The organism is Porphyromonas uenonis 60-3 (genome assembly GCF_000174775.1).
In the GTDB taxonomy this organism is placed as follows: Bacteria; Bacteroidota; Bacteroidia; order Bacteroidales; family Porphyromonadaceae; genus Porphyromonas; species Porphyromonas uenonis_A.
The window spans coordinates 1-511 of record NZ_ACLR01000238.1; the positions used below are offsets into that span (position 1 = coordinate 1).

The 511-nt window shown below is 54.0% G+C and carries 1 protein-coding gene; it reads left to right on the plus strand.

Annotated elements, in window-relative coordinates:
* Nucleotides 1-511 (plus strand): IS3 family transposase (locus tag PORUE0001_RS09515; RefSeq protein ID WP_007366235.1); only part of this gene is annotated, 511 nt, incomplete at both ends.

Here is a 511-nt window from a genome sequence, read left to right on the forward strand (position 1 = left end):
CCAACGACATGCTGCTGAGAAGTCGCAAGCGCAAGCGTCCACCCCAGACGACCAAAGGAGTAGTCAATCACGGCTTCCAAGACCACCTGAACACCACCCCTAAGTACATCGCCACCGACCATTGCCGGCTCACCGTCTCAGACATAACCTACGTCAAGTGTTTAGGGGGCTTCGCATATCTCTCCCTGACGATGGATGCTTATAGCCGCATCATCACCGGCTTTGACCTGCAGCCCACGCTCTCCACAGAGGGCCCCTACAACGCACTAAAACAGACCGTTGACTTCTACCAAAAGCATGGCTTTGACCTCAAAGGACTCATCTTCCATAGCGACCGAGGCTGTCAATACGTCTCCAAGCAGATGACCGACTACGAGGCCAGCCTAGGCATCGTAACCAGCGTCACCCAGACAGGCAACCCTCTCCACAACGCTATGGCAGAGCGACTTAACGGGATCATCAAGAACGACTGGCTCTACAACTTTGAGGACAAACCCATAGAAGAAGTTCG